Below are 286 nucleotides of genomic sequence, written 5' to 3' on the forward strand. Positions count from 1 at the left end.
GGCGGCGACGTATTCGGCGTCGCGGATCTGCTGCACCGCGGCGCGCACCACCACGGCGAAGCGATCCCACAGCAGGCAGCCGAGCAGGATCACCACCACCTTCAGCGAGCCGCCCACCAGGGAGGCGGCGGCCAGGGCCACCATCACCACCGGCAGGGCCAGGCGAGTGGTCACCAGGTAGCTCACCAGGGCATCGACCTTGCCGCCGTAATAGCCGGCCAATACCCCGAGCAGGGTGCCGATGGCGCCGGAAATGAGCGCCGCGGCCAGGCCGATGAACAGCGAG

The 286-nt window shown here is 70.3% G+C and carries 1 protein-coding gene; it reads right to left on the minus strand.

The features are described from left to right. Positions 1–286: ABC transporter permease subunit (locus tag FS767_RS22145; protein WP_144968239.1), on the minus strand; the 286-nt coding region annotated here is incomplete at both ends.

It is taken from the genome of Pseudomonas sp. DE0010 (assembly GCF_007680745.1).
GTDB lineage: Bacteria > Pseudomonadota > Gammaproteobacteria > Pseudomonadales > Pseudomonadaceae > Aquipseudomonas > Aquipseudomonas parafulva_B.